The organism is Archaeoglobus sp. (assembly GCF_017656475.1).
Lineage (GTDB): Archaea > Halobacteriota > Archaeoglobi > Archaeoglobales > Archaeoglobaceae > Archaeoglobus.
Map to the genome: position 1 here is coordinate 1 of NZ_JACDNT010000030.1, position 24,278 is coordinate 24,278.

The following is a 24,278-nucleotide window of genomic DNA, read 5'->3' on the forward strand; positions in this document are numbered from 1 at the left end:
ATATTTTAGTGTTATGTTTTAGATTTATAGGTTTTGGTAATGTGGACATACCCGAAAGGTATTATAGCAGGTTGTGTGAGGAAGTAACATGAAATACAAGTTCATAGACCACACTGCAGACATAGCTTTCGAGGTATACGGCTCAGATCTGAGAGAGTTATTCGAAAATGCCGCTCTCGCCTTTTACGATGCTTTTGTCGACACTTCAAAGTTGAAAATAGAAAGAGAGGTTAGGGTTGAATGTGAAGGTGAGGATGCCGAAATCACGCTTTACAGATGGTTGAACGAGCTCCTTTATCTGTTTGACACCGAATTCTTCGCGGCAAAAAATGTTAAGGCTGAGATTGAAGAGGGTGATGGGATTGAGGCAACAGGGATTCTTGAGGGTGGGAAGTTCAGTGCAGAAATGGTAAAGGTTGAGCCCAAGGCAATAACGCTCCACAAATTCAGAGTTGAGAAGACTGATAAAGGGTACGTGGCTTTTGTTGTGGTTGACATATGAAGGAGATCTACCTGCCCCTGCATCACGGAAAGGCTCCTTACTGGCTGCTCAACAGAATGAAAAAGCTGGCGAAGCCAATAGTGAAGCTAATAGTAATGGAATACGGGGAAAGAGAGTTTCTCGAAAGGCTTTCCAACCCCATCTTCTTCCAGTCTCTCTCAAACGTCCTCGGCTTTGACTGGAACTCAAGCGGTGTTACGACCGTGCTGACTGGGGTTCTGAAAGCGGCACTCAATAACGAAGAATTTGACATAAGGGTTGCTGGCGGTAAGGGAAAGAACGCTCTAAAGACGCCTGAGGAGATCATGAAGCTTTCGGAGGAGATTGGAGCTAATGGGGAAAGGCTGGTCGAGTTCAGCAGACTGGCTGCAAAGGCCGACAATGCAGCTCTTATCGACGGTTATTCTCTTTACCACCACGCCGTAATATTCACGCCCAAGCATTTCACTGTCATACAGCAGGGAATGAGTGAAACTGAAAGGTTAGCACGCAGGTATCACTGGAACGTTTACTCAAACATTCCAGAGCTTGAAAACGTGCATGATGGGATAATAACGGAGAAGAGGGAGAAAGAGGTTGTAAACATGCTATCCGAACTGAGCAGAGATACAAAGAGACTCTGTGTAGATATTGTAAGGGATGGAAGTTTCAGGAAAGATTACGAGAAACTTGTTTCTGTGTTGAGATGGAGGAAAGGCCTGAGAGTTCCAAGGAAAATCGACTGGAAGGTTGTTGAGATGGCCTACAACCTCCAGCCTGAGCGGTTTGAAGATATTCTCTTAATCAGAGGTTTTGGAAAAGAGACGGTTCGCGCACTCGCCCTCGTTGCTGAAATAGTCTACAACACGGAATATGACAAAACAGACCCTGCCAAGTACTGCTTCGCAGTCGGAGGGAAAGATGGCGTGCCTTTTCCGGTTAGAATGGATATTTATGATGAGATAATAGAGTTCATGCGCGAAACTGTAAAGCAGGCTGAAATCGGGGATTTTGAAAAGAAAAAGATTCTGGAGAGGTTGAGCAGAACATGGATGTAGTTGTCAGGAAAAGTGAGGTGAAGGGAAAGGCAAGGCCGCCCGCATCTAAAAGCTACACCCACAGAGCATTCATAGCAGCCTCTCTCTCCCCGTCATCCAGAATTGTAAATCCCCTGATCTCCGAGGACACGATTTCAACGCTGAATGCCTGTAAAAAAATTGGAGCGCAATTTGTTAAGAAAGAAAAAGAGTGGTTTTTCAGCGGAGTTGACAGCATTAAAGTAGGCAGTTACTTCAATTTCGGCAACTCAGGAACAACTCTGAGGATATTCACTGGTCTCCTCTCACTCTCCCCATTCAGAAGTGTTGTTGATGGCGACAACTCTCTCAGGAAAAGGCCAAACCGGGAGCTTGTAGTTGCGCTGGCAAAGTTAGGAGGGAAGTTCGGAGGAAAAGAACCTTACAACCCTCCTTTCTCAGTTCAAGGAGTTGTTAAAGGGGGTAAAATAGAGATTGATGCTCCAAGCTCGCAGTTTATTTCATCTCTCCTCTACACACTTTCTCTGGCTGAAGGTGACTCTTTGCTGAAGGTCAATGGGGTAAAATCACAGCCGTACATTGACATAACGCTTGAGGTTCTCAGAGAGAGCGGCGTGAAAATAATGAGAGAGGGTAACGTTTACACCATACCCGGCTCACAGAATTACAGGCTGCGAAGGTACGAGGTTCCAGCAGATTTTTCGTCGGCAAGCTACCTTATTGCTGCTGGTTTGATTGCGGGAGAGGTAACGATTGAGGGTATGTTCGATTCTGCCCAGGGTGACAGAAGAATAGTGGACATAGCCAGGGAAATGGGGGGAAAGGTTAGATGGGACAAGGAGAAAGGGATAGTGAAGGCAGAGAAGTCGGAGCTGGAAGGTGTTGAGGTTGATGCCTCCGACATTCCCGACCTCGTTCCAACTATTGCCGTTCTTGCATCGGTGGCAGAGGGTGAGACGAGAGTTTACAACGCTGAACATCTGAGAATAAAGGAGATAGATAGAATTGAAGGCATTTACCAGAATCTGAAAGCTCTTGGTGTTGATTGCAGGCCTTTGAAGGACGGGTTGATTGTTAAGGGGGGTAAAAAGGAGTTCAAAGGTGTTGTGGACTCATTCGGAGACCACCGAATGGTTCTGGCATTCTCACTCCTCGGACTTCTTGGGGAAGTTAGGTGCAGGAACGCAGAAGTTGTTTCAGTCTCGTTTCCCGGCTATTTCAAGACTCTCCAGTCCTTGGGTGTTAACATAGTCAGGCTTTAACGTACTTTCCGTCCTCTTCTCTTATCTTCCCTTCCTTTTCGAGCTTCTTGATGTGCTTCTCCACCATAATCTTTTCAAAGAAGTCCAGTATCTCTTTTGCGTAGGGCTTCCTGCCGTAAATTGGAGAGAGCTCAACAATCTTGTCTATGCTCCTCGGTTCCTCAAGAAGAGCGAGAATTTTGTCTTCTCTCTCTTTTATTTTGTTCTTGAACTCCATAATCTTACTTACAGCCTCCTCTTTTCCAAAAACAGGCTTGGAGTGGGCAGATACAAAGACTTCAAAGTCGAGGTCGAGCAGCTTGTTAATCTCTTTCTCGAAGAGGTAAGGGTCGGCCTCAGGATTCCCGTAGAAGGGGCCGAAGGAGGTCAAATCCACATCCCCACCAAATAGAACTTTTTGTTCGATTAAAAAAACGTGGTGGTCTATTGTATGGCCCTTAACGGATATTGCAGCTATCTCCGGCTCTTCTATGATCACTCCTTCCTCGTATCTTTCACACTCAAACTCTCTTAATCCTGTAGCAGTACTTATAAACCTCTTCCAAGTTTCGATAAGTTCGGGTGTGACAAACCGTCTTGCGAGTGAATCAAGAGTAACTTTGCCCTCCTCAGGGGCTAAAATTTCCTTAAAAAGCCAGGCTCCAGACGAGTGGTCTGGATGGAGGTGGGAGAGGATGAGTTTTTTGTCCCTCAATTTTCTCATAACTTCTATTCCTGCTCCCGCGTCGATGACAACTTCCCCCACTTTGACAACATTGCAGTAGGGAAACTTTCCCCTGTTCAGCCCCTCAATCACCCTGACTCCCTTGATTACTTCCATTGTGTTTTGGGGGAAATGAAGTGTTGAAAACATTATCGAATAGAATTACCATTATCATTTTTAACTAGTTTGTAACAAGCAATGTTGCTCTAACGCTGTATGCGATGGCACTGCCGACAATAGGCCCCATGATCATTGGGGTATACAGATGGCTCAAGAGTGGGCACACTCAGGCCGGAGTGGATGAAACGAGAGCCTCAAAGCTTGGCAATAAAGGGGGTTGCGATTTATTTCCTCGGAGTCCTCGTTGCACTGCTGATGGCTCTACTTGCCACACTAATCTCCCTGTATTTTAACAAATACTCTGGACGGATAGGGATATTGCTCGGAGTGGTTATTACAGTTGCTCTGAGCTACGCAATTGCTCTAAGAAAAGGAGGAATTTTGCAAACTGTTATTTCAAGGGGATTTAACTTGACATAACTTTTAAATAGTTATTTTTATAACACTTTTATTGCAGGTGATATCATGTTCGAAAACGTGATAGCTGATATGCTCAGCGTTAATGGTGTTAAAGGTGTGTATATCGTTGATAAGGAAGGAGCCTTGATCGAGGCGGAATCAATGTTCTCCGAAGAGGATGAGGTTTATGCCGCTCTAATCGCTGATGCATTCAACAAAGCTTCAGAAGTTCTTGGAAAAATATCCTCTGATGAACCTGAACTTGTGATGATAGACGGTAAGAAAGATCGCATTGTGGCTTCAAAGGCTGGAGATTTGATTTTCGGCATAGTGGCAGATCAGAAGACGAATTACGGTTTGCTCAAGATAGAAATAAAAAAGGCGGTTGAAAAAATAACCGCAATGGTGTGAGGATATGCTAGTACCGAAAGGAGAGGTTCTGGAACTCGGCAAAAGGGGAAATTTCAGAGATATATTGAGAGAACTATCTGATAGTGGATTTACTGGCTACATAGAGGTTTCCTACAAAAAAGGTGAGCTTTCCAAGGCCAAAGTACTTTTTAGCAACGGTAAGATCGTTGCCTCTGGAATTCAGAGAGTGATTAGCAAAAGCGAGGTTGTAGGAGAAAAAGCTCTTGAAGAGCTTTTAAGCCTTGAGAACTGTGTCGCTGACGTCTATATTCTTGATGAGGAAAAGGTGGCAAAGGCTCTGGAGTGGAACAAGAGTGCCGTTGTGGAGCATCTCCCCGAAACGGAGGTTGGAGTGGAAGGCGGTCTGACAGAGGAAGTCATCACAACACCTGATGAACGAGAAGCGATTCTCAAGAAGTATGGCATTAAGATGCCTTCAGAGGAAGAGATCGACCAGATAATTACGAGTGCTCTCGACGGCAGCTATGAGGTTATCTCAGCTACAAGCTCCACGCCTGGTGATCTCGATTCCCTTAAGAAGTCACTCATAAGCACAGCCGAGCTTTATCTCGGAAAAATGTCCAAAAAGGTTGTTGATGTAATCAATGACTGTAGCTCAGCAGAAGAACTCGTCGAGAGGTTTGATGAGGTAAGAAATGCTGCGAAATCTCTTGTAATTTTCGTCCCAAGGAAAAAAATTGATGAAATGCTCTCCGAAATGGAGAGGTTGATTGGGGAGAGTATTTAGCCCTCTTTCTCCAGCCTCTCTTCAATTATTTCAATGTACTCTCTCAATTCTTTATTCATCTTTAAAACGCTTAGTATTTCCTTGTAGTTTGACTCATCTACGTCATCGTAGCCGAGGCTTTCCATAGCTTTATTTAAAAAAATTTTAGCTATGGGTCCAACTTCCTTCTTGAGTTCATCAAGGAGTCTTTTGTACGTTATCATTTCAGTGCCTCCTCAAGGCTTTCCATAGCCACTTTGAGACTTCTTCTCAGTCTCTCGATACTCTTTGCAAGAATTCCAATTTCATCCGATCTTCCCTGATGTGGAACTTCAGCCTCAAGGTCTCCTTCTGCGATCTTGTCAGCAGTGTTGCTCAGCTCGATTATCGGCCTCGTAATGGTCGTTGTTGTGAAGACTGCAAGAACAACAACGAAGATTAAAGCTATGGCCGCTGCAATACCCAGTGAGTAGTAAACCTGCTGAAGCGCCTCCTCAAGGCTCTTGCTTATCTCACCCGCAATATTCTCTGCCGGGTTCTCAGGATTCTGGGTGAGGTACTGGAAGTAGCCGTCGATGTATGCTGAGGTACCAGCAACCACCCAAATTTCAGATTTTGTGATCGGATCGTAAACTTTTACGCTGGTCGGGTAGTGGCAGAGATATTTCTGAAATTCCTCTCCAGTTGAAGGGTCCTTCCATGTGTAGTAACCGCAAACCTCTTTCGGAGAATCGGGGTTCTCTACTATCTTAACTAACAGATTATAAAGCTCAGGCATTGTTTTGTTCCATCCCAATAGTGCAAGATCAACACCGAGATATTTCTCCTTTCCTATAAAAGCAGGATGAGCTATAAGAACTGCATGATCTCTTCCAGCTACTTTGTTACCGGCACCAACCCATGTGTATTCTTTTGCACCCCAGCTTTGCACTCCGATATTCCAGAATTCGGGGTCATTAATTAGATCATATGTCGTCAGCATGGTTTTGTTCTCAAGCTTCATCTTGGCTTCGATGTATTTTTCAATTGTCATCGCCAGATCCTGTGCTTTCATCCTCACAGCTTCCTGACCAGCTTTGGTGAGATATTCCTGGCTGACCTCAGTAACACCCTTTTTAGCCTCATCGCTGAATGCGGTAATTCCACCTATCACAAGCTGGCTTAGAATCCCTAAAGGCACAAGGCTCGCCACAATAACAATCAAAACAATCTGCGGTGTCAGCCTCATTTCTTAACCACCTCCACAAAATCGTTTACTTTCACACCAATCTTCTCCCTAACCCATGTGGGAATAACAATGAAGCTTTCCTTTGAGTAGGGGATTGCTCTTAAATTCACGACTCCGTTTTTCTTTACAGTGATGTATTCGCCCTCTTTAACGCCTAAGGTTTTCATTATGTCCTCTCCAAGAAAAGCCACATCACTCCCCTCGTTGTCATACTTTTGTGTGAAGTTCAGATCAACTCCAACCTTCGCCTTTGCAGCACCTGTGATAGCCGAAATCGTCTTATCGACTTCCTTTTCAGCTTTCGATACCTCCTCTTCAACTGAGGCTATTTCCTGCTTGATTTCAGTTACAGTTCTTTTTGCCTCAACCTGACCCGCTGAACCCTTCTCTTTTAGATACTTTCCGATCTCTATCACCATCTGCTCGGGTGGTAGCTTCACCAGTTCTTCGAGAACTTCATCCGGAATGACTCCTTTGTAAACTTCCCTGATCTCGTAAGATCTTAATTTCGATTCGAGCTCCCTGACTTTTTCCTGAAGTTCTCTGATCAAAGCCTCTTTTTCTGCAAGCAGTTTTTGACATTCGTCGTCCAAGTGCAACACCTCCTAATAATTGTAATGCTATCTGTGCCTCCTCAAATAAAAACTTTATGCAATTAAATATGCCAAAATCACAACACTAAGTGTGCCAATAATGTCTGTTAGAGTGGTGGTGAGTGGTATTCCTCCGTTGTCTGGATCCACACCCATTCGGTGAAGCCAGATTGAAAGAGCGGTTGAGAAGAGCAGAACGAACGCAGTTAGCGCGAGATACACAGCAAGAAAGTAGAGAAAATCCTTTAATTCTGGTAAAGCCATACCTGCAAAAATGCTGGCTGAGAAGAAGGCCAGGATAAAGATTATTGGAGCAATTATCAGTGAGGTTGGGAAAATATACACTGCATCGACGAACTTTCTGCTCGGAAGTTCACCAAGATGCAGCTTTGTCGAGGTTCTGGCAACCATGATGCTGCCATAGTTGCCTATGCTCCCTATCACCGCCGGATACGCGAAGCTCAGAAACACAGCCCTGTGTATTATTTCGCTGAACTCCTGCAAAATGTTTCCGGTCACGCTCTGGATGAGAGCGAGCAGAGAAACTATCATTAACACCTCCTTGTAAGCTTTTTTGTCGTATCCGCCTCTTACGGACAGGTAGATGGACACTGTCAGAATAACTGCCAAAATCATGGTTGATACCCAGGCTGCTGCATATCTCTCGAAGATGAAGATGAAAAGCACAATTGACGGGATTGAAACCAGGTCGGCGAATGTGGTAACTGCGGGCCCCATTATGTTGTCGGGATCAAGTCCTCTTCTGAAGCTCTCAATTACGATTATTGCCGTAAAAATTCCGAGAATTGCAGAAATCATGACGCTGGAATCAAGAATTATTTGAAAGGTTGTTGTCAAACCCTCCTTTCCAAAAAACTTTATCGCAGCAATCATGAAGAGGATAAGGGCGGGAACTGTTGCAGCCCAGATGCTGAAAAACACATTTTTTGATATGTACTCGTCTCTGATCGACGGATCGGACGAACCGAGATACAGGGATGTTGAGATTCTTGAACCAAGGGAGCCAAAGACGTTACCCCTCAGTCCCATTAGTCCCGGAATTACGATAAGGATTTCAGGATAGGTTGTGAGGAGCTTTTCAAAGCTGATTCCGAGGAAGATACCAGCACCTAAGTCGAAAATAAGGCAGAGAGTTAAGGGAACAAGAACCTGTTTCAGTGCAGAAGATATTGTAAGCTCTCTCTCCGGCTGCAACCAAGCACCCCAAAAAATAGAAGTAGTTCAAATATATTTCAGTTTTGTTAGATAATCTTCTCTTTCACCATAAGTTCAGCGTTGAGGATGCTCGCTCCCGCAGCCCCTCTGACCGTGTTGTGGCCCATAACTATATACTTCAGCCCATTCTCACCGTCCTTCCTTATTCTGCCAACGGTGATGCTCATGCCGTTGCCAGCATCTCTGTCGAGTCTCGGCTGTGGCCTATCAGGCTCTTCTCTGACGATTATCACCTTCTCAGGGGATGTTGGAAGGTCAAGCGGTTTCAGGGATTCAAATGCTGCCTTCGCTTCCTCAACACTCACGCTGCGATCGAACTCAACCCAAACAGCTTCGGTGTGTCCATCGATAACGGGAACTCTGTGGCATGAGGCTGAAACTTTGATGTTGGCAAACTCTATTTTTTGGCCATCAAACTTGCCGAGCAGCTTTAGTGGTTCCGCCTCAACTTTGTCTTCCTCTCCCTTTATGAATGGAATCACGTTATCTGTTATTGCGAGTGAAGGAACTCCCGGATAGCCCGCACCGCTCAAAGCCTGCATTGACGCAACTCTCACAGTCTTGAGCCCCAGATCCACGAGTGGCTTGAGTGAAAGCACTAGGACAATGGTCGTGCAGTTTGGATTGGTGACGATGAACCCATCCCAGCCCCTGTTTTTCTTCTGAACCTCAATCAGCCTGAGATGCTCTGGATTCACCTCCGGAATAACGAGGGGAACATCTTCTGCCATTCTGTAAGCTGACGCGTTGCTTGCAACCACAAACCCAGCCTCAGCGAACTTCGGCTCAACCTCTCTTGCGATGTCGGAAGGCAATGCTGAGAAAACGATGTCGGCATCGACATACTTTGGATCCATCGGCACCATTTCGATGTCCTTTGCAATGTCGGGAACATCCTGAGAAACTATCCAATCAACCTCTTCTCCATACTTCTTTCCGACTCTTCTCTCCGATGCCGCAAGGCTCGTCAGCTTGAACCAAGGATGGTCTGCGAGCATCTGGATGAACTTCTGACCAACCATTCCCGTAGCTCCAAGTACCCCGACACTGTATCGCATGGTTGAAGGACAAGGTGCAATTTAAAAAAGTTAGTGGTGCAACTCCCTCTCCTCAGCCCCGTTCAGAGCGAGCATTATGTTTGCCCTGAGTGTCATTTCGAAGTAGAGCTTGTCCGGTTCAAGAATTACAAACTTCTTTGGAATGGGTATCATCAGAGTTTCGTCGCACCGGTAGCAGTGATTTCCATTCGAATCCACAAAAATCTTCGGTGATTCAGGCTTGCTTCTCTTCACACATAGGTAAATCGACTTATCCTTGTTTTTCCTCACTGTTTGCATAATTTCATCAATGCTATAGACTCTCATCAGGTTTTCGAGGATTTTATCGGCAATTTTTGAGTTGGTATCTGTTTCCTCAACAGCTTCCATCTGAGTTAAAGTAAACGAAGCTAAAGATAAACCTTCTGGTTGTTGTGCATGTAATAACTCATACCTCAGTACTTCGAAAAATTGAAATTAAGGAAAGATTCTCCCTTCCAGGCTGGGATCGTGGCCGGGGAGGATATTCTGCCTTTTCACATAGCTTAAAGCTTTGAAACAGCTCTCGTACCACTCCGTCAGGTCGACATGCAGTCCCGGCGGGAGGAAGGGGATTGAAGAGGCTGGAATTTCCACAGTGTTTCCTGCAATGTCAGTCATTTGAATGGGATGCTTCGGAGGGAAGAAGTTGAGATACGTGTAGAAGTGGTCTCCTGCGATGAGATACTTCCCTCTCTCCGTCTCAACCGCAACACCCTGCAATCCCTTGGTATGGCCGGGAAGAAGCACTGTCCTGACACCATCAGCAATCTCCACGTCACCTTCAATAAGGCAGAGGTCCATTTCCTCAAGCGGGTGCAGCATGCTGGCATCGTAAATCTCGCGGTAGTGAAGAGGAGGATTTAAAGCAGACTCCCACTCTCTCCTCTGGACGTAAATTCTCGCGTTGGTGAAAAGCTTTGCATTGGCGGCATGGTCGAAATGCAGGTGGGTGATTATGAGCTTGTCCACATCCTCTGGCTTGAGGTTGACACTCTCCAAAGCTTCCCTCAATCCCTTCTCCCCTCCACCTTTACCCGGAAATCCGTGAAACAACCCGTTCTTTGCTTCTTCAACTCCTGAGTCAACAACTATTTTCTCATCCTCACCGTCAATAACCCAGACGTAAACCGGGCCAGTAGTCATCACTCTCATATCTCCCATCATCAGAACGGCGCCAAGCGGCACGCTGATTTCAGCAACCTTTAAAGGCATTATCCTGTACATGAAATCTACTTAATTTTTAGTTATAAAAATGTTTGTTGTCATCTTTGCCTTCGGAGCTAACCACCACAGGGTCGCACTCCATCTCTACAATTTCTGGAAATTCTCGATCATGTAGCTGATTTTGAGTAAAGTATCCACAAAAGATTTCACATCTGTCTTCTCGCCCTCTTCAACTTCAAGAAATTTGTATGCTTTCAAAAAACGGCTACAAGAGCAAATTTTTTCTCCGTTACATTTCAACTATTTACAAATTTCTTCCTGCGAGTGTGTAAACATAAGCCTCATTCTCAGAGATTCTTTTGAGAGATATAGTTCTTTCAGACTTTCGAAAAGTCTTTTTCACTCACAGGTTCAGCTTTACAACGCTGCCGCCCATCAATAAGCCTTAGTTTTTTCGGCTGTTTAGAACCTTCAGAATCAATAATCCAGTCTCGTACATGACGACAAAAAGAACGAGGCTTGCTACCTGAGTTAGGCCGGTAAAGTCCATTGTGAGGTTTGTAACAAAGACGAGAATAAGAATGTAGACGGGAACTCTCAGGCTCCTGTATGTGGAGTACTTTACTATACCAAACCTGTCTGACAGCACCATGAAAAGCGGGATCTGGAAAAAGAATCCGAAAGATATTAGCAATTTGAACGCGTTGGTCAAGGTCTTCTCTGCAGAGAGGTAGGGATCTGCCGCACCACCCAGGGCAATGCTGTAAAGGATCGGCACTACGAATTTATAGGCGAAGAAAGTTCCAAAAAGGAATATTCCGTAACTCGGAATCAGGATTGCCTTCAAAAACTTCCTTTCATGATCGTAAAGCCCCGGCTTGGCAAAAAGGTAAAGTTCGTAGATTATGTACGGATAAAGAAATAGGAGAGACGTTATTACTGAGAAGCTGAGCCTTATCACAACCCACTCAAGAGGCGTGAAGACATATATAGGATTTTTACCAACAAGCGAGTACCAGAAGGAAAGCAAGTAGGGATAGGAGACGTAGTAAAAGACTGAGACTGCAGCAATCAGGATTATGCAGATTCTAACCAGCCTTTTTCTGAGTTCTTCGATATGCTCTCGCAGTTCAAGTTCTTTATCTTCCGGTGGGCCGCTCACATACATCCTCTGGTTGAGAGAAATAAATGCTTTGACAATTGCTGGAAGTTCGGATTTATTGCTGTTGGAAAAAGCGCCGGGGGTGGGATTCGAACCCACGCGGGCAACGCCCAACGGCTTAGCAGGCCGTCGCCTTACCGCTCGGCAACCCCGGCTCAACTTTTCCTTATCAAGAAGCAATTTAAGGATTTTGGTCACGGATATGACTGCTTGATAAAACGTGGGAAAGAGTTAAATTAAACCTTTTCGATATATTTTTTGAGGTGAGTTTGATGGGTGAGAAAGTTAGAGATAGAGAACACCATGAGAGGCTTTTCAAGGCCTCAATGAGCCCAATAAGAAGGCAGATTGTTGCCGCGATAGGTGTTCAGGGCAAGACGAGAGAGGAGTTGAAAAAAGAGCTTGAACTTTCAGACTTCCAGTTCAAGTTCAACTTAGACTGGCTTATCAGGGAAGGCTTTGTAAAAGAAGAGGATGGAAAACTTAAGCTTACAGACGACGGTATTGAGCTACTCGAAGCTGGCTAAGTGATTATTTCTCCCAATCTTTGCAGTTCCATTGCCTTTTTTATTTCCATCATCGTCAGGTCTAAGGGGTCTTCGATTCTCACTCCGTGCTTCAGCGTGAGGTTCCTCATTTCAGGAGAAGTGGGGCCTATAGCAGGATCACCCGGAACTCTGAAAGATACATCGAAAATCACAAACTCCAGCTTTGTTTCATCCTCCGGAGAGTATGCCATCGCCCCCTGGAGACCAAACAACCCTATTATTCCGGGCGGGAACTCCGCTTTGCAGGCCTCGATAAACTTCTCAGCAGCTTCATAGACTTCCTGTTGCTTGCTTTCCCTCATGGTAACTCCAAAGTGCCCAATCTCTTCATTCTTTACAGGAACGTTTATCTTGAGCTGTTCCCTTGCCGGAAGATTCAGGAATCCCTGCAAGTTGACCTGTCTTCTATCGCTAAACCCAACGAAGTCGAAATTTCCGAAGACGTCTTTCATGGCGTAGCTGTGGAAGTTGGCGTTGAACCTCGCTCCGAGAACGTACTCTTCAATTCTTGCCTTCTTGAGTCCTTCCTCGTCGATTACTCCTTCCTTCAGCAATCTTTCAGCCTGCTGGTAGTAGTCTTCAGGAGAGACCGCGTAGAAAAAGGCCCTTTCGAGAGGATTTTTCGCCTGCTGAACCTTAACCACGACAAGCCTGTCGATCTCCTCCGGAGATTTGAACTCCTTAGGATACCTCAAACCAGCTTTTTCGAGCAGGTAGTACTGATTTTTCGGATGATTTCTCTCCTCTGCTCTGAGCATGAACCTGTTTCCGTAAATAGGAACCTCAAATTCATTCTCTATGCCATCGTATCCGACATAGACTGCAAAACTCCTGTTGGGTATGAAAATCGTGTTAAGCTCGAGAAGTTTATCCTGAATTTCTCTGTTGAGCATATCCTTGAACTTTTCAACCATTATTATCTCGTCGTAGAGGTGACTGTTGTACTTGGTGTAGAGCTTGTCTCTTCCCTTTTGCACTACAATTGCAGTTTTAAACCCCCAAGCCTTTGCAGCCATTCCAATTTCCTTGGCTGAGTGGGAGCCGAAAATTCCTATGGTAACATCTTCGTAACCTTCAGCGATCTTCTGCGGCTTCATAATCCACGTTGTCTCGCACTTAAAAAATTGATTGATTTCTTCACCTGCAACGTAAACCTTTTTAATCCCTTGGAGTAAAATGACCACGAGGGCTCGTAGCTCAGCGGGAGAGCGCCGCCTTTGCGAGGCGGAGGCCGCGGGTTCAAATCCCGCCGAGTCCATGTTTTTCTTCATACTGCTCTAACGTTTAAGTGGGGAAAAATGTTAAAAATAGCCAGAAAAGAGTTTCAACGATGAAAGGAGCTATAGGTAAGATTTACGGCGAAGCTTCACCGTTTGAGTTCAACTTTGTAATTTTCAACCAGAAGCAGGTGAAAAGGGGAGATTACGTTAAGGTTTGGAATGATGTTGATGGTTGGGTTGTTGCCTATGTGGAGAGCATCGTTGCGAAATCTAATGTCAGGAGCAGGGAGATTAAGGAGATTGCAAACGGCTCAAAGGAGGTTTTTATCGGAAAGGCTATCGTTCTTGGAAAGAGGGAGGACGGAAGGCTGAAGGTTCCGAGAAGCCCGTTCGTTCCAGGAGAGAGCGTTTTTCTTGCTGAAGAGAAGCTTATAGCCGAGGTTCTTGGGCTGAGCGAGAATGGAGTTTATGTTGGTCTTCTTGGCGACACGGGGGTTAAGGTCAAGCTTGACCCCAACAGTCTCGTTCAAAAGCATGTATGCATTCTTGCGAAAACTGGAAGTGGGAAGAGCTACACTGCGGGTGTAATCATAGAAGAGTTGCTTGATCAAAACGTTCCACTGCTGATTATCGACCCTCATGGCGAATATCATTCAATGAGATATCCCAATGACAGCGTTGATGGTGATTTCGGAGTTAAACCAAAGGGCTACGAAGACCAGATAAGGATACTCGTTCCCCCAATATCACCGTTCGCAGATAGGGCTGACGGTTTGCTTGTGCTCGACGGTGTCAATCTGACTGCGGAGGAGATCATCGAGCTTACTGGATTAAAAAATCCCACCGCCCAGGCTTTGCTTTATCAGGCGTTGAAGGAGCTGAAGGATGAAGATTATACGATTAAGGACATTATGGATGAAGTTGAGAGCATAAAGCACAACGGAAAGTGGACCCTTCTGGGAGCGCTGGCAAAGGTCGATGAATCCGGGCTGTTTGGAGAGAAGCCAACTGACCTTAAACAGCTTCTTCAGCGTGGAAAGGCTACAATAATCGACCTTCGCGGAGTTGATCCTGCTTATCAAGACCTCATCGTTTCGAGAGTCTGCACAAAACTATTCGAGCTGAGGAAGAGGGGAGAGGTTGAACCGGGAATGATTGTGATTGAAGAGGCTCACAACTTCATCCCCGAGAGGGGATTCGACAGGGCGGTTTCAACGGGAATACTCAGGACAATAGCCAGCGAGGGTAGAAAGTTCGGCCTCGGACTGATGGTTATCAGCCAGAGACCCGCGAGAGTTGACAAAAACGTGATAAGCCAGTGCAACACTCAAATCATTCTCAGAGTGACGAACCCCAACGACATAAACGCGATTAAAAACGGAGTTGAAGGCATAACTGCCGAGATGGTTGAGGAAATCAAACGCCTCCCACCGGGGCATGCGATGATTGTCAGTCCCGAGCTTGAAAGACCTGTAATAGTGAGGGTGAGGAGCAGAAAGAGCAAGCACGGTGAGGCCGTGAGCATAACAAAGCCGAAGGAGGAGAAAAAAGCAAAGAAGAAAAAGAAGAAGAGTGAAAAGGGGGAGGCAAAAAAGGAGAAGAAGGGATTCCTGAGAAGGTTGTTCGGCTAATCCATATCAGCAACTTCAATTCCATATTTTCCAACCTTTACGTATGGATTTTCAGCTTTTTCACTTTTTCTGAGAATCTGTCTTCTCACATGCTTGACTTCTTTTCCTGAGAGAAAATCTGCAACGCTTACACCGTAAGCCTTGGAGAATGCAACAACTGGTGTTGTGAGCCTTGCGTTAATCTCAATTACGTAAGGCTGATCTGAATATACGACATCGACACCCACATAACCATTCAGGCCATCTACACATTCAGCAGCCTTTATAGCCTCTTCAACAACCTCTTTTCTGACCTCTTCGGATATTCTAGCGGGAACGATAGCCCCGGCATACCTGAAACCGTCAAGGAGCTGCTCGTTAACGCTCAGACACCTTATCTCCTCACCAATCGCAAGGCTGACGCTCAAATTCATCCCCTCGATATACTCCTGAGCTATGTGACCTTCCGGTACTACTTCACTGAACTCCACTCCCTCTCCAGCACATCCCGTGCGCGGCTTTATGAGAAATTTGCAGTCAAGCTCTCTCAATGAGGTTTCGGGAACCTGAACTTTCCCCTTCAGCTTTTTATAAAGCTCCCACTTGTCTGATGTTACCGCAATAGCCCTGCTTGAGGAACCGAGGTTTTCAGCATACTTCTCCGCCTTCTTTGTCAGGTTGTACAGCAGAAAATCGTCCTCTGGGGCGACAATCAGAAAAGCATCGCTTTCCTCAAGATACCTTTCAAGTGAATCCAGAGAATCTGCAGGAAGGGAAAAAAGGTGGGTAAATTCAGGTCTTACGAACCCGGTTACCTCAAAGTAGTTCTTGAAACCCTCGAACGCAGATTTAAACATCGCAAGACCTTCAACGGCGGTACTGTCCTCTAATTTCTCACCGCACGCTGCGAATTCGAATAAAAATAGTTTCATACCTCTATTATTTCCTCCTCAAAATCGTTTTTTGGTGTGTCTTCATCCTCATTAAGAACTATTGCTATGTCCGCAGAGTTTTTGAGTGCTGTTGAAAATCCTGGCTCGGCACCTATGATTATCGTCTCCTTCCCCATTTCCATCGCTTTAATTAAAACAGCCTTGAAGTCGGCGTCCCTTGTAACAAGTGCAACTGCGTCAATGGAATCGTTGTATATCATCTCCATGGCCTCAACAGCCATCCTGACATCCACATCTCCTGATGTTACGATGGGTTCAAATCCCTGGTTTTCGATTGCCTCAACAAGTTTTTCGGTTGCATACTGATTGAGGAAAACCTTAGCAATCTTAATATCCCCATACTCAGAAAGAATTTCCCTAATCTCCTTTAAGTTTATATTGAACTCCTTTCTGAGCATGTTTGGTCCATCAACAAGTACACCAACTTTCCTACGCTGGGATAGTTTTCTTTTAGAAAGGTATTCTTTAATCTTTTGAATCCGCGATATCGTCGGCATGCTTTTCAATTTTTCTCTTCGAAGTTTAAAAAAGTTTTGTTAATGTTCAACATACGCTAAACGCCGTTTGACGAAAAAAAGAACTTTGAAAATTTTCAATGCCCCTTTTACTCATTTCTGGGTTTAAATTCTCTCATTGATGTACTTCACAACACGCTTTCGCAGGTATTCAATATTAAAGGGCTTTTCCAGCACGTCTTTAGCCACCGACCAAAATAAATCGAAAAGATTATTTGCTTTTCTGCTTTTCCCTTAACTGGTGATATTATGAAGTTTGGAATTGAGTTTGTGCCAGATATGAAGTACTACGAGCTTGAGTACTATGTGAAACTGGCTGAAGACAGCGGTTTTGACCACACGTGGATTACGGACCACTACAACAACAGAAACGTCTATTCGATGCTGACAATCCTCGCCATGAAGACAAGAACGATTAAGCTCGGTCCGGGTGTGACCAACCCATACCACATCAGCCCCGCCCTGACCGCTTCCGCAATTGGAACGATAAATGAAATCAGCGGAGGCAGAGCGGTTCTCGGAATTGGAGCTGGAGACAAGGTTACTTTCGAGAGAATTGGTATAACCTGGGAGAAGCCTCTGAAGAGAATGAGGGAGGCTGTTGAAATAATCAGGCAGCTCACAGAGGGCAAAGCCGTTAAGTATGACGGCGAGATTTTCAAGTTCAACGGTGCAAAGCTTGGCTTCAAAGCAGGAAACATTCCGATTTATATCGGTGCTCAGGGTCCAAAGATGCTTCAGCTCGCCGCAGAGCTTGGAGATGGTGTTCTGATTAACGCCTCGCACCCCAAGGACTTTGAAGTGGCTAAGGAGAGCATCGATGCCGGGCTCTCCAAAGCAGGAAAGAGCAGAGATGCGTTTGACACCGTAGCCTATGCATCAATGAGCGTTGACAAGGACAGAGACAAGGCAAGAAATGCGGCAAGAATTGTTGTAGCATTTATCGTTGCTGGCAGCCCACCAACAGTCCTTGAGAGGCACGGTCTGAGTGAAGATGCGGTGAATGCTGTCAGAGAGGCTTTGAACAACGCCTTCACAAAGGGCGACTGGGGTGGAGTTGCGAAGAGCGTGACGGACGAGATGATTGACATCTTCTCGATCAGCGGAACACCTGATGACGTCATAGAGAGAATCAACGAGCTATCGAAGGCTGGCGTTACTCAGGTTGTTGCCGGCAGCCCGATTGGCCCAGACAAGAAGAAGTCCATTAAACTGATAGGTAAAGAGATTATTCCGAAGCTGAAGTAACTTTTTCCAATTTTTCTTTTAGTATTGTGGGCAGTTCAGCTTACTGAGAGATGTTTAAATCTCTTGGACAATCTACAATTTAAGCAAAAACTGTCAAATTGTTCTTCACCGAATTTCATAGTGAGAGTTTCCCGTTACATTGTCAAGTTCAGCATGGCCTTGGCTATTTTCAGCGTTACGTTAGCTTCTATCCATGCGGCTATTACGATCAAGATGATTGAGATAAAGACGAGGGCTAGATATTCCTTTACGTCTTCTTTCGTCAGTATTGTTTCTTTTTTGCCTGCTAAGTATCTTACAATTTCATAAGGGATTTTGAAGCCAGCGGCTCCTGCAATGATTATCGCGGGGATCTCAAAAATGGCGTGGGGAAGAATAATGAGTAAAGAATTTTTTAAGCCATTGTTTAATACAATTAAGTTATTTATAATTAACCCTACGGTAAATCCACTAAAAAACAACGAATTTATTACAGGTAATAGAAAAATCCCTCCGAGTACTTCACAAACAACTACGAAGATGTTGTTTTCTAAGATTTCAATATATGATAAGTTAGCTTCGATTTGATTTAAGCTGAGATTTCGCACTTCAAAATCAATACGAATTATAGGAGATAAATAACCTTTGACTAATCCCAAGAAATAAATTATAATAGATAGAAAAATTAAACTTAAATTTATTCTTTTCATAGTATAGCAGTCCTCACTAATAATATAATTTTTACAGCATAAACTAAAAAAACAAATCCAAAGAAAATCGATATTATTCCTAGAATCGTGAAAAATGTAGAATGGAAAGCATACATAACCGCACAACCGGTAGTAAGCAGCATAATAGAAGTTGAAGTGACAATAAAAAGCTTTGGTGTTAATTTAAATTCATTAGTAAGTTTTAAAACTTCTCTTCTCCGCCATGTAAGTATCAACATAGCGATTCCACCATTTATCAAGGTTCCAGAGATATATAGTAAAAGCCATGTAATATTATCATACAGGTAAACATAGTAGAAAGGAGCGACATATATAGGCAGGAGTAAAATTACAAAGATTAAAACAAGTTTTATGAGAGCCTTCAATCCTCTTTTAGGGCCTACTTTTCTAGTCTCTTCAGCTTTAAAACTTAATAGAGACATACCTATCCCAAATAAACTTCCACAACAGAAGTAAATTGTTTTGTGCACTGATGGGCTGGAATTAAATTGTATAAGAGTAACAATTAATAATAAGCTCCCAAATAGGACAATTATTAACGAGCCCAACATTTCTTTGTTCATGTAATCACCTCAAATTTAATTGTTTAAAAAATTGAAGTGACGCATGATTAAAGTCCTATTCCAAAACCAACTACTGCCCCAGGTGCGGCTCCAACTGCAGCTCCAACTGCAGCACCATACAGAGACGATACTATTAGCCCTGAAATACTCCATCCTAATCCTGCTTCCGCATTCCAGTTTTCACTATTTTTTTCAAGCAAGTATCCGCCCACAGCCCAAGCTTCTCCAATTCCAACACCCATACAAGGCATCACAGCCATCCCTACCATCACCAAGCACATCCCAACTGCCAGCCACTTCATCATTTCTTCATTCCAATCTTTCACAGCATGCATCCTACCACCTCAATAACCAATGTCATTGTGTTCTGATAGCTCATGACTTTTAAAATTTTTGTTTTGATACAACATAGTAAAGCTTTAATATGTCATACACACCTGATATCATGAAACTTATTAGCAATCCTGATGAATTATTTGCTGAAATGAGAGAATATGACACTAAATTGAGCAAACCAGCTTTAATTGTACTGCTCCTGGCAACACTGGTAGCTTTAAACCAGTATACAATCATAACTAAGCTCTCAGAAGTCATGCCAGATAGATTGAGCGTATTTTTTAAAATTGGTGGCTATATCGGTATTATCAGTAGCTTTGTCGGAGTATTTGCCGTCTGGGTGATAATAGCGGTTATAATGCATGGATTATCAGCGTTCTTTTTTGAAGGTGAGGGAGATTTCAGGAGAACTTTTGAATTCGTTGGATATGGCTTTTTTCCGTCGTTGGTTGGCTCTCTTATCACGGTCCCCATGTCTCTCTACTATATCGCAATTGCTAGAATCCCGGAAATTAGCTTGGTTCAGTTACAGCAAAATCCAGACGTTGTGAGAGCAATAATAGTCTCAATAATCCCGAAAGATTTGATTTACTCAAACCTGATTGTTAATATTGCTGTGATTATGTGGTCTTTAACAATATGGAGTTTTGCTTTGAGGTATGCGAGAGAGATTGAGCTGAAAGAGGCTTTCGTTTGCGCCATAATACCAACCGTACTGTTTACAGTGTATCAATTCTGGTCGATTTTGAAGCTGTTGTAGTTTCTTTGTTTTCCATAGTAAGCCTTCAAAACAATTATTTTATTTCCTCTAACCTTTTACCGCTTTATCGAAGTCCTCTACCAGATAATAATCCTCAATGCCTGCTTTCCTAGCATTGCTGGCCATTATCTTGTCATTCGTAATCAACACTGAATTCGTCACTTAACTGTCCCTATGAACTAAGCGAGCAGCCAGTTTTTATTGCTACTTCAAGCGCCAAATCGTCTGGATTTGGTACCGCAACCACATCCTCTAAAATGTCTCTAACTATCAACTCAACCTGATTTATTGGCATTCTCCTCGAAAGTACACCACTAATTCCTTCAAACAAAAACGGATTTTTTATCTCAAGCGATACGTTTTAAATTTCGGGCAAGGTTTTTCCTGCTATCTTCTCCTGGATTTGTCGTATTTTCGTATTTCAAGTGGAAAATCTATAAGGCTGATGTATAAATTCCAGCGTTTCATTCGCTTCTAGCCAGGGCCAAACGCTTTACACATCAACCAGCAAGCTGTTAAACGTGTTTAAGAACATGTAAAGGCTTATGACGAGAGTTATTTCCAGCATTTCCTCTTCGCTGAAGTGTTTAAATAGTTCAGCGAACATTTCATCGCTTACCTTGCCTCTGTTCATCGCAGCGAGTTCAGCAAATCGTAAGGCAGCCCTTTCCTTCTCGTCTTTCGCATTCTCTGAGCGACCAGATATTTCGAGCTTCATTTTATGGCTGACGTAGCACGGATTGCATTCATTGACGGTAGAAACTTTTATCGCAATCTTTTCTTTTAAAATCGAGTCCAGTTTTCCGTTCATCATCATTTCATCTCTGAACTCCGCAAATTTCATTAACAACACAGGATTCCTCGCTAAAATTCTGTATGCAGCCGGATTTTCTCTGCCCTTGAATCTGTTTACCAGCATCTCCAAGACAATTTCTAGTATTTCCTCATTCGTCAGCGGCCGAACTCGCATGCTAAGAAATGTCAAAAATTGTTTAAATTTTTTATTGTAGCTCTTTCGGCATTGAAGCAGATTTAAAAATTAAGAAGGTGGCTCCTTTATGAACCCTAGCTCGTAAAGCTTCTTTATCTTCCTCTGTGTGGTTGAGATCATTAGCTCAGCTATCTCGTAAATCTCCTCTTCTCTCATTTGTATTCTTGCAATTCCGAGTTCCACGGCTTTAACTCCAACAGCGGTTGCCACTTCCGGAAAAACTTCCTTTTCAGTCATTCTTGGGATTATGTAGTCTTCACTGAGCCCGTTCCTCTCGGCAAACTCTGCAAGGGCGTTTGCAGCAGCCAGACACATTTCATCCGTTATCTTTCTCGCCCTAACGGTCAGAGCACCCCTGAAAACTCCTGGAAAGACGAGGGAGTTGTTTACCTGATTGGGGAAGTCGCTCCTTCCGGTGCCCACAATCCTTGCTCCAGCATCTTTCGCTTCCCAGGGCCAGATTTCAGGAGTTGGATTAGCAAGTGGAAAGACTATTGCGTCATCGTTCATCTCCGCTATCCACTCCTTCTTTATCACTCCCGGTCCGGGTTTGCTTGCGGCGATGAGAACGTCTGTGCCCCTTATTGCCTCTTCCATCCCTCCGGTTCTCCCCTCACCGTTGGTCTCAAGGCAGAGCTGCCACTTGTATCCTTTATTCTCCTTCAAATCGGGCCTGTCCGGGTGGAGTATGCCTTTGCTGTCCACGACGAACATCTTCTTTGGGTCAGCACCTGCAGCCTTCAGCAGCCTTATGGTGGCGAAGTTGGCAGCACCAACACCAATTATTGAAATCTTGACCTCGCTGATGTCCTTCCCAACAATTTTAAGGGCGTTGATGAGGGCAGCGAGTGTCGCAGTAGCCGTCCCCTGCTGGTCGTCATGCCAGACCGGGATGTCGAGCTCATTCCGCAGCCTTTCGAGGATGTAGAAGCACTTCGGAGAGGAAACGTCTTCAATGTTTATACCTCCAAATGTCGGAGATAAGGCCTTAACAATTTCAATAAACTTGTCAGCATCCTGTTCTGCCAGAGTAACAGGGAATGCATCAACGGCGCCGAGGTATTTGAAAAGCAAAGCCTTTCCTTCCATGACCGGCATAGCGGCCTGGGGTCCTATGTTACCCAAACCCAGAGTCCTTGAACCATCAGTGACTATCGCCACAAGATTCCACTTGTTGGTGTAATCGTAAGCCTTTTCCTCATCCTCAGCGATTTCGTTGCAAACTTCCGCCACTCCAGGCGTGTACCAGATGCTAAAATCGTCAAGACTTCTGATTGGAACCTTTGGAAGGATTTCGATCTTTCCACCATAAAAATCGTGCCATTTTCTCGCCTTTCCGTTGTTGCTCAATTCAAACACCTCTTCAATCATACAAATCTTATACGTATAACAGTACTTAAATGTTTTTATCTGATACATATTTGATTTGCAACTTTGTATTTTAATTTATCATGTTAATGGAGAAAAGTGTTTTTTACCGAGTGCGCTTATATTCAAAGTATGAGAGCAACGTGGAAGGGGAGTATATCCTTTGGTCTCGTAAACATACCCGTGAAGGTTTACAAGGCCGCCACACAGAAAGAGATTAAATTCCATCTCCTCCACTCCGCAGATGGGGGAAGGATTAGATACAGGAAGGTCTGCGAGAAGTGCGGAAAAGAAGTCTCGGATGGGGAAATTGTCAGAGGGTATGAAATATCGAAAAATGAATACGTCATTCTCACCGATGAAGACTTCGAAAAGATACCTCTAAAATCCACGAAAAGCATCGAGATAAGGCAGTTTTTCGACCCCGCTGAACTCGGACTAATTTATTACAGCAGCTTTTACTACATCTCGCCCGACAAGGGTGGTGAGAAGGCGTACTACCTGCTCAAGAGGGCAATGGAGGAGACCAACAGCATGGGAATTGGAAAGATGACCATGCGCGGGAAGGAGAACCTTGTTGCCTTACGCCCCTACGATGGAGGAATAGTTCTTGCTCAGCTGCACTACATTGATGAAGTCAGAAGTCCTTTGGAACTCCCTGGCTGGGGCGCTAAGGCAGACATCACTGAAGAAGAGCTGGAGCTTGCCAAGAAACTGATTCTTGCGATGAAGAAGCCACTCAAGCTGGGAGAGTTCAGGGACGAGTACAAAGAAGCACTCATGCAGCTCATCGAAGCCAAGCTCTCCGGGAGAGAGATTGTTGTCAGTGAGGGTGTTGAGGAAGTCAAGTCATTAATAGATGCTCTTAAAGCGAGCCTTGAGGCAGTCAAATGAGCTGGTTCGAGAAGAAAATCAAACCGATGCTAGCGGTAAGGTCAAAGCCATTCAGTAGCGAGGACCACATTTACGAGGTAAAGTGGGACGGAACAAGGTGTTTGGCCTTTGTCGATGTGGAGAGGAGAAGGCTGAGATTGCAGAACAGAAGGCTGTTTGACATAACCTACCGCTATCCTGAGCTGAAGGTTCTGGAAGCAGTTGAGAGAAATGCAATTCTCGACGGTGAGATTGTTGTAATAAAGGACGGAAAACCTTCCTTTCCGCTGCTTCAGAAGAGGGAGCATGTCGATAGCAAATTCAAGATTGAAATTCTCAGCAAGACGATTCCTGCAGTTTACATTGTTTTCGACGTCCTCTACTGCGACGGCTGGGTCGTGGATTTGGAGCTGATGGAGAGAAAGAGGATACTTTCGGAGATTCTTCATAACAGAGGGAGAGTCGTGATGGCAGAGTGGATTGAGGGGAATGGAGAGGAGCTTTACAGGAGAGCGGTGGAAATGGGGCTTGAGGGAATCGTGGCGAAGAAAAAGGACGGAAAGTACTTGATAGGTAAGAGAAGTAACCTCTGGAAAAAGATAAAGAAGAAAAATACTCTGGATTGCGTTATAGTTGGCTGGATTGAGGGAGAGGGTGAGAGGGGTGAGACTTTCGGCTCCCTTGTCCTTGCTGTTTATGAGGACGGAAAATTAAGGCACGTCGGAAATGTTGGAACCGGCTTCGATTCCGAATTTCTGACCTGGTTTTCGAAAAAGCTGAGAGAGATTGAAGTTGAAAAACCGCATTTTGATATCGAAACCAAGAACGTGCACTGGGTTAAGCCGAGGTACGTCTGCGAGGTGGAGTTTCTCGAATTCACAGAGGATGGAAAGCTCAGAGCACCGGTATTTTTGAGATTGAGGGAAGATAAAAGTCCAGAGGAGTGCAGAATTGACTAAGTTAGCTTCACTATCCTCATGT

30 protein-coding genes and 2 tRNA genes are annotated in these 24,278 nt (G+C 44.4%); 13 read left to right on the plus strand and 19 right to left on the minus strand.

Features of this window, described 5'->3' with window-relative positions; genetic code table 11:
- Window positions 1-88 precede the first annotated feature (88 nt).
- Genes H0Z19_RS08785 through aroA form a run of 3 tightly spaced genes read left to right on the plus strand, consistent with a single transcriptional unit; the run spans window position 89 to window position 2,780 of the window.
- Window positions 89-502 carry an archease gene (locus H0Z19_RS08785; RefSeq protein ID WP_290725821.1) on the plus strand — a complete coding sequence of 138 codons (414 nt, stop codon included), beginning with the start codon at window positions 89-91 and terminating at the stop codon, window positions 500-502.
- Window positions 499-1,539: a DUF763 domain-containing protein gene (locus H0Z19_RS08790; RefSeq protein WP_290725822.1), complete on the plus strand. Its 1,041-nt coding sequence runs from the start codon at window positions 499-501 to the stop codon at window positions 1,537-1,539. Before H0Z19_RS08785 ends, H0Z19_RS08790 begins: the two co-directional genes overlap by 4 nt.
- On the plus strand, window positions 1,530-2,780 hold the full coding sequence (gene aroA, locus H0Z19_RS08795) for a 3-phosphoshikimate 1-carboxyvinyltransferase (RefSeq protein ID WP_290725823.1): 1,251 nt from the start codon (window positions 1,530-1,532) through the stop codon (window positions 2,778-2,780). The genes H0Z19_RS08790 and aroA overlap by 10 nt, the downstream gene beginning before the upstream one ends.
- On the opposite strand, the gene H0Z19_RS08800 is transcribed toward aroA, so the two are convergent.
- Entirely contained in the window at window positions 2,770-3,600 is an 831-nt protein-coding gene (locus tag H0Z19_RS08800; RefSeq protein WP_290725824.1) for an MBL fold metallo-hydrolase, read from the minus strand. The genes aroA and H0Z19_RS08800 overlap by 11 nt on opposite strands.
- 159 nt (window positions 3,601-3,759) lie before the next feature.
- On the opposite strand from H0Z19_RS08800, the gene H0Z19_RS08805 reads away from it, so the two are divergent.
- Genes H0Z19_RS08805 through H0Z19_RS08815 form a run of 3 tightly spaced genes read left to right on the plus strand, consistent with a single transcriptional unit; the run spans window position 3,760 to window position 5,161 of the window.
- A complete protein-coding gene (locus H0Z19_RS08805) occupies window positions 3,760-4,023 on the plus strand; it encodes a hypothetical protein (RefSeq protein ID WP_290725826.1) in 264 nt (87 codons plus the stop codon).
- Between the two features lie 45 nt (window positions 4,024-4,068).
- Complete coding sequence (locus tag H0Z19_RS08810; protein WP_290725827.1) at window positions 4,069-4,413, plus strand: roadblock/LC7 domain-containing protein; 345 nt, start codon at window positions 4,069-4,071, stop codon at window positions 4,411-4,413.
- Window positions 4,414-4,417: 4 nt separating this feature from the next.
- Window positions 4,418-5,161: a DUF2226 domain-containing protein gene (locus H0Z19_RS08815; protein WP_290725830.1), complete on the plus strand. Its 744-nt coding sequence runs from the start codon at window positions 4,418-4,420 to the stop codon at window positions 5,159-5,161.
- Here the strand turns inward: H0Z19_RS08815 and H0Z19_RS08820 are convergent.
- From H0Z19_RS08820 to H0Z19_RS08860, 9 genes are all read right to left on the minus strand, one after another.
- Window positions 5,158-5,364, minus strand: a complete 207-nt coding sequence (locus H0Z19_RS08820) for a hypothetical protein (RefSeq protein ID WP_290725832.1) — start codon at window positions 5,362-5,364, stop codon at window positions 5,158-5,160. The genes H0Z19_RS08815 and H0Z19_RS08820 overlap by 4 nt on opposite strands.
- Window positions 5,361-6,368 (minus strand): HAMP domain-containing protein, encoded by a 1,008-nt coding sequence (locus tag H0Z19_RS08825; protein ID WP_290725833.1) that lies wholly within the window; start codon window positions 6,366-6,368, stop codon window positions 5,361-5,363. The genes H0Z19_RS08820 and H0Z19_RS08825 overlap by 4 nt, the downstream gene beginning before the upstream one ends.
- A complete protein-coding gene (locus H0Z19_RS08830) occupies window positions 6,365-6,961 on the minus strand; it encodes a hypothetical protein (protein ID WP_290725836.1) in 597 nt (198 codons plus the stop codon). Before H0Z19_RS08830 ends, H0Z19_RS08825 begins: the two co-directional genes overlap by 4 nt.
- A 54-nt stretch (window positions 6,962-7,015) precedes the next feature.
- Window positions 7,016-8,176 (minus strand): magnesium transporter, encoded by a 1,161-nt coding sequence (locus tag H0Z19_RS08835; protein WP_290725838.1) that lies wholly within the window; start codon window positions 8,174-8,176, stop codon window positions 7,016-7,018.
- Window positions 8,177-8,223: 47 nt separating this feature from the next.
- A complete protein-coding gene (gene asd / locus H0Z19_RS08840; protein WP_290725839.1) occupies window positions 8,224-9,255 on the minus strand; it encodes an aspartate-semialdehyde dehydrogenase in 1,032 nt (343 codons plus the stop codon).
- 30 nt (window positions 9,256-9,285) lie between these two features.
- Window positions 9,286-9,624 carry a hypothetical protein gene (locus tag H0Z19_RS08845; protein ID WP_290725841.1) on the minus strand — a complete coding sequence of 113 codons (339 nt, stop codon included), beginning with the start codon at window positions 9,622-9,624 and terminating at the stop codon, window positions 9,286-9,288.
- Between the two features lie 87 nt (window positions 9,625-9,711).
- Window positions 9,712-10,500: an N-acyl homoserine lactonase family protein gene (locus tag H0Z19_RS08850; protein WP_290725843.1), complete on the minus strand. Its 789-nt coding sequence runs from the start codon at window positions 10,498-10,500 to the stop codon at window positions 9,712-9,714.
- A gap of 385 nt (window positions 10,501-10,885) precedes the next feature.
- The gene (gene tatC, locus H0Z19_RS08855) at window positions 10,886-11,602 is read right to left on the minus strand and encodes a twin-arginine translocase subunit TatC (protein ID WP_290725845.1); all 717 of its coding nucleotides are present in this window, start codon (window positions 11,600-11,602) and stop codon (window positions 10,886-10,888) included.
- Window positions 11,603-11,676: 74 nt separating this feature from the next.
- Window positions 11,677-11,757 (minus strand) — tRNA-Ser (locus tag H0Z19_RS08860).
- A gap of 117 nt (window positions 11,758-11,874) precedes the next feature.
- On the opposite strand from H0Z19_RS08860, the gene H0Z19_RS08865 reads away from it, so the two are divergent.
- A complete protein-coding gene (locus H0Z19_RS08865) occupies window positions 11,875-12,129 on the plus strand; it encodes a hypothetical protein (protein WP_048064198.1) in 255 nt (84 codons plus the stop codon).
- On the opposite strand, the gene H0Z19_RS08870 is transcribed toward H0Z19_RS08865, so the two are convergent.
- Complete coding sequence (locus tag H0Z19_RS08870) at window positions 12,126-13,247, minus strand: formate--phosphoribosylaminoimidazolecarboxamide ligase family protein (RefSeq protein ID WP_290725848.1); 1,122 nt, start codon at window positions 13,245-13,247, stop codon at window positions 12,126-12,128. The two genes, H0Z19_RS08865 and H0Z19_RS08870, sit on opposite strands and share 4 nt — an antisense overlap.
- Window positions 13,248-13,336: 89 nt before the next feature.
- Between H0Z19_RS08870 and H0Z19_RS08875 the strand changes: the two genes are divergently transcribed.
- A tRNA-Ala gene (locus H0Z19_RS08875) sits at window positions 13,337-13,408 on the plus strand.
- A 72-nt stretch (window positions 13,409-13,480) separates the two neighbouring features.
- Window positions 13,481-15,001, plus strand: coding sequence for an ATP-binding protein (locus H0Z19_RS08880; protein ID WP_290725850.1), 1,521 nt, complete (start codon window positions 13,481-13,483; stop codon window positions 14,999-15,001).
- On the opposite strand, the gene H0Z19_RS08885 is transcribed toward H0Z19_RS08880, so the two are convergent.
- Window positions 14,998-15,912 (minus strand): ATP-grasp domain-containing protein, encoded by a 915-nt coding sequence (locus tag H0Z19_RS08885; RefSeq protein WP_290725851.1) that lies wholly within the window; start codon window positions 15,910-15,912, stop codon window positions 14,998-15,000. The genes H0Z19_RS08880 and H0Z19_RS08885 overlap by 4 nt on opposite strands.
- Window positions 15,909-16,430 (minus strand): TIGR00288 family NYN domain-containing protein, encoded by a 522-nt coding sequence (locus H0Z19_RS08890; protein WP_290725852.1) that lies wholly within the window; start codon window positions 16,428-16,430, stop codon window positions 15,909-15,911. The genes H0Z19_RS08885 and H0Z19_RS08890 overlap by 4 nt, the downstream gene beginning before the upstream one ends.
- A 267-nt stretch (window positions 16,431-16,697) precedes the next feature.
- Here H0Z19_RS08890 and mer point away from each other — a divergent pair, with 267 nt between their 5' ends.
- Window positions 16,698-17,696 (plus strand): 5,10-methylenetetrahydromethanopterin reductase, encoded by a 999-nt coding sequence (gene mer / locus H0Z19_RS08895; RefSeq protein ID WP_290725853.1) that lies wholly within the window; start codon window positions 16,698-16,700, stop codon window positions 17,694-17,696.
- Between the two features lie 134 nt (window positions 17,697-17,830).
- On the opposite strand, the gene H0Z19_RS08900 is transcribed toward mer, so the two are convergent.
- The 3 genes from H0Z19_RS08900 to H0Z19_RS08910 are packed head-to-tail and all read right to left on the minus strand — an operon-like array spanning window position 17,831 to window position 19,304.
- Window positions 17,831-18,385, minus strand: a complete 555-nt coding sequence (locus H0Z19_RS08900) for a stage II sporulation protein M (protein ID WP_290725854.1) — start codon at window positions 18,383-18,385, stop codon at window positions 17,831-17,833.
- On the minus strand, window positions 18,382-18,969 hold the full coding sequence (locus tag H0Z19_RS08905) for a hypothetical protein (protein ID WP_290725856.1): 588 nt from the start codon (window positions 18,967-18,969) through the stop codon (window positions 18,382-18,384). Before H0Z19_RS08905 ends, H0Z19_RS08900 begins: the two co-directional genes overlap by 4 nt.
- A gap of 47 nt (window positions 18,970-19,016) precedes the next feature.
- Window positions 19,017-19,304 carry a hypothetical protein gene (locus H0Z19_RS08910; RefSeq protein WP_290725858.1) on the minus strand — a complete coding sequence of 96 codons (288 nt, stop codon included), beginning with the start codon at window positions 19,302-19,304 and terminating at the stop codon, window positions 19,017-19,019.
- Window positions 19,305-19,414: 110 nt separating this feature from the next.
- Here H0Z19_RS08910 and H0Z19_RS08915 point away from each other — a divergent pair, with 110 nt between their 5' ends.
- Window positions 19,415-20,065, plus strand: a complete 651-nt coding sequence (locus H0Z19_RS08915) for a YIP1 family protein (protein WP_290725859.1) — start codon at window positions 19,415-19,417, stop codon at window positions 20,063-20,065.
- Between the two features lie 172 nt (window positions 20,066-20,237).
- On the opposite strand, the gene H0Z19_RS08920 is transcribed toward H0Z19_RS08915, so the two are convergent.
- The 3 genes from H0Z19_RS08920 to H0Z19_RS08930 form a co-directional block, all read right to left on the minus strand.
- Complete coding sequence (locus H0Z19_RS08920) at window positions 20,238-20,396, minus strand: hypothetical protein (RefSeq protein WP_290725860.1); 159 nt, start codon at window positions 20,394-20,396, stop codon at window positions 20,238-20,240.
- A gap of 162 nt (window positions 20,397-20,558) precedes the next feature.
- Window positions 20,559-21,035 carry a carboxymuconolactone decarboxylase family protein gene (locus tag H0Z19_RS08925; RefSeq protein WP_290725861.1) on the minus strand — a complete coding sequence of 159 codons (477 nt, stop codon included), beginning with the start codon at window positions 21,033-21,035 and terminating at the stop codon, window positions 20,559-20,561.
- 69 nt (window positions 21,036-21,104) lie between these two features.
- Entirely contained in the window at window positions 21,105-22,427 is a 1,323-nt protein-coding gene (locus H0Z19_RS08930; RefSeq protein ID WP_290725862.1) for an NADP-dependent malic enzyme, read from the minus strand.
- 129 nt (window positions 22,428-22,556) lie between these two features.
- Between H0Z19_RS08930 and H0Z19_RS08935 the strand changes: the two genes are divergently transcribed.
- Complete coding sequence (locus H0Z19_RS08935; protein WP_290725864.1) at window positions 22,557-23,318, plus strand: Ku protein; 762 nt, start codon at window positions 22,557-22,559, stop codon at window positions 23,316-23,318.
- Entirely contained in the window at window positions 23,315-24,256 is a 942-nt protein-coding gene (gene ligD, locus H0Z19_RS08940; RefSeq protein ID WP_290725865.1) for a non-homologous end-joining DNA ligase, read from the plus strand. Before H0Z19_RS08935 ends, ligD begins: the two co-directional genes overlap by 4 nt.
- Window positions 24,257-24,278 lie beyond the last annotated feature (22 nt).

Coding starts and splice junctions, on each gene's coding strand:
- H0Z19_RS08785 (WP_290725821.1), top strand. CDS start 89: ATGAAATACAAGTTCATAGACCACACTGCAGACATAGCTTTCGAGGTA.
- H0Z19_RS08790 (WP_290725822.1), top strand. CDS start 499: ATGAAGGAGATCTACCTGCCCCTGCATCACGGAAAGGCTCCTTACTGG.
- aroA (WP_290725823.1), top strand. CDS start 1,530: ATGGATGTAGTTGTCAGGAAAAGTGAGGTGAAGGGAAAGGCAAGGCCG.
- H0Z19_RS08800 (WP_290725824.1), bottom strand. CDS start 3,600: ATGGAAGTAATCAAGGGAGTCAGGGTGATTGAGGGGCTGAACAGGGGA.
- H0Z19_RS08810 (WP_290725827.1), top strand. CDS start 4,069: ATGTTCGAAAACGTGATAGCTGATATGCTCAGCGTTAATGGTGTTAAA.
- H0Z19_RS08815 (WP_290725830.1), top strand. CDS start 4,418: ATGCTAGTACCGAAAGGAGAGGTTCTGGAACTCGGCAAAAGGGGAAAT.
- H0Z19_RS08820 (WP_290725832.1), bottom strand. CDS start 5,364: ATGATAACGTACAAAAGACTCCTTGATGAACTCAAGAAGGAAGTTGGA.
- H0Z19_RS08825 (WP_290725833.1), bottom strand. CDS start 6,368: ATGAGGCTGACACCGCAGATTGTTTTGATTGTTATTGTGGCGAGCCTT.
- asd (WP_290725839.1), bottom strand. CDS start 9,255: ATGCGATACAGTGTCGGGGTACTTGGAGCTACGGGAATGGTTGGTCAG.
- H0Z19_RS08845 (WP_290725841.1), bottom strand. CDS start 9,624: ATGGAAGCTGTTGAGGAAACAGATACCAACTCAAAAATTGCCGATAAA.
- H0Z19_RS08850 (WP_290725843.1), bottom strand. CDS start 10,500: ATGTACAGGATAATGCCTTTAAAGGTTGCTGAAATCAGCGTGCCGCTT.
- H0Z19_RS08865 (WP_048064198.1), top strand. CDS start 11,875: ATGGGTGAGAAAGTTAGAGATAGAGAACACCATGAGAGGCTTTTCAAG.
- H0Z19_RS08870 (WP_290725848.1), bottom strand. CDS start 13,247: ATGAAGCCGCAGAAGATCGCTGAAGGTTACGAAGATGTTACCATAGGA.
- H0Z19_RS08880 (WP_290725850.1), top strand. CDS start 13,481: ATGAAAGGAGCTATAGGTAAGATTTACGGCGAAGCTTCACCGTTTGAG.
- H0Z19_RS08885 (WP_290725851.1), bottom strand. CDS start 15,912: ATGAAACTATTTTTATTCGAATTCGCAGCGTGCGGTGAGAAATTAGAG.
- H0Z19_RS08890 (WP_290725852.1), bottom strand. CDS start 16,430: ATGCCGACGATATCGCGGATTCAAAAGATTAAAGAATACCTTTCTAAA.
- mer (WP_290725853.1), top strand. CDS start 16,698: ATGAAGTTTGGAATTGAGTTTGTGCCAGATATGAAGTACTACGAGCTT.
- H0Z19_RS08900 (WP_290725854.1), bottom strand. CDS start 18,385: ATGAAAAGAATAAATTTAAGTTTAATTTTTCTATCTATTATAATTTAT.
- H0Z19_RS08905 (WP_290725856.1), bottom strand. CDS start 18,969: ATGAACAAAGAAATGTTGGGCTCGTTAATAATTGTCCTATTTGGGAGC.
- H0Z19_RS08910 (WP_290725858.1), bottom strand. CDS start 19,304: ATGCATGCTGTGAAAGATTGGAATGAAGAAATGATGAAGTGGCTGGCA.
- H0Z19_RS08915 (WP_290725859.1), top strand. CDS start 19,415: ATGAAACTTATTAGCAATCCTGATGAATTATTTGCTGAAATGAGAGAA.
- H0Z19_RS08925 (WP_290725861.1), bottom strand. CDS start 21,035: ATGCGAGTTCGGCCGCTGACGAATGAGGAAATACTAGAAATTGTCTTG.
- H0Z19_RS08930 (WP_290725862.1), bottom strand. CDS start 22,427: ATGATTGAAGAGGTGTTTGAATTGAGCAACAACGGAAAGGCGAGAAAA.
- H0Z19_RS08935 (WP_290725864.1), top strand. CDS start 22,557: ATGAGAGCAACGTGGAAGGGGAGTATATCCTTTGGTCTCGTAAACATA.
- ligD (WP_290725865.1), top strand. CDS start 23,315: ATGAGCTGGTTCGAGAAGAAAATCAAACCGATGCTAGCGGTAAGGTCA.